The following is a 1,371-nucleotide window of genomic DNA, read 5'->3' as shown; positions in this document are numbered from 1 at the left end:
ACCGTCCTCACATACGGACTCACCCCAACAGGCTAGAACACCCCCGATTAGTGCACACCACACCAACCAAAACCCCTAGCCAACACCCCCTCCAACCCCAAAAACACCAAACATGAGCCAAGTCAGGTGACAAGGAACTTTACCAGCCTCTGCGAGCGCTCCGCCTCGCGGGGCTCCACAACACACCACTCTTGAGTTGTCAGGGGGCAAAACACCTAGTCAAACCCCCTGCGAGCGCTCCCCGGGGGAGACGACACGACCGGAGGTCTCGCAGCGGCTCACACCACCACGGACCCCTCGTCGGGCAACCTACCCGGCACCCCCAAGCATAACGGCGCCCGTCGGGGCGGAACCATCCCGGTAGCCTTCCCCCGCGCGGATGCCGCACAGGGGTCGGGGAGGGTCTTCCTTCGATCTGTCGTGGCGCCCGTCGGCTGCGCGGTGGCTCGGGTCAGAAAGTGGTGACCCCGTCGCGATTCATGAAGGCGCCGTGGCCGGTTTCGGTGTTCCAGCAGGTCAGCCCGTTCTCCTCGGAAGCGCACACATACTTCTCGTAGTAAACGGCGGCGCCATAGGGGACCACCTGTGGTTCGCGGTCGGGGTCTGAGAACAAAGGGAGGCTTATTCACAGGCGGCGCGCCGGCTGACGCAATCCTCTGGTGGTCGTTTCCTGGGAATTGTGGCGGGTTCTGGTGGTTTCGACACGGACTGCTCCTTCGTCGCGGTCCGGCTCAACCAGCTTCGAAGCGGCTGTGAATAAGCCTCATGGTGATGTTGTGCCCAAAACGATTCAGGATTTTTCCGGCAGGGCGAGCTGGTCGTGCAGACTTCCCCCATCCTCTGCCAAGAAACTGTTGATTTCCTGTGCGAGGGTGAGAGGCATGAGGTGCGAGAGCGCGTTGAGTTCCTTGTGACGAGGGAAAGTGGTTCGCATGACCATCGGTAGGGGGGTGCCGTGAGGGTCGATCAGGCGTCCGTGGTTACTGTGCCGGTAGGTACCGTAATAGAGCTCTTCCACCTGCCATCCGGGTAGGAGATCTGGGTCGCTTTTGTGGGTGAGGACGGGTTGCCAGCCCCTGTCGAAGCGCACATCGTTCAGCAATTCGAAACCTGTCCAGCGCAATACCACGTCGCGGTCGGTGCTCAGTATCTCTGCTGATCTCTTCTCGCCGCGCTCGGTGTGTCCAAAGCGCCAGCAGCCATCCTCGATCCAGAGACGTGGAATCCACTCACAATATGTGCTCGGGAGGATGAAACCGTCCTCGCGGGGTGAGGTGCGGCCGCCCCGGACTCGGAGAATGTGTTGGAAATCCTGCCCCATGGTGGCGACGGGGTCCCCATGTTCGAGGAGGTGGTTCAGGGGGCCGCCGT

2 protein-coding genes are annotated in these 1,371 nt (G+C 61.6%); both read right to left on the bottom strand.

Features of this window, described 5'->3' with window-relative positions; all coding sequences use genetic code 11:
* Positions 1-451: 451 nt before the first annotated feature.
* The gene (locus E0E39_RS15905) at positions 452-613 is read right to left on the bottom strand and encodes a hypothetical protein (protein WP_165444815.1); all 162 of its coding nucleotides are present in this window, start codon (positions 611-613) and stop codon (positions 452-454) included.
* Positions 614-790: 177 nt separating this feature from the next.
* The coding region (locus tag E0E39_RS13870) for an Imm61 family immunity protein (RefSeq protein WP_207302512.1) at positions 791-1,371 on the bottom strand (581 nt) is incomplete at its 5' end.

Source organism: [Pseudopropionibacterium] massiliense (genome assembly GCF_900607225.1).
GTDB classification, from domain to species: Bacteria; Actinomycetota; Actinomycetes; order Propionibacteriales; family Propionibacteriaceae; genus Arachnia; species Arachnia massiliensis.
Note: the sequence above shows the minus strand (reverse complement) of the source record. Positions and strands in the feature narration are given on the sequence as shown.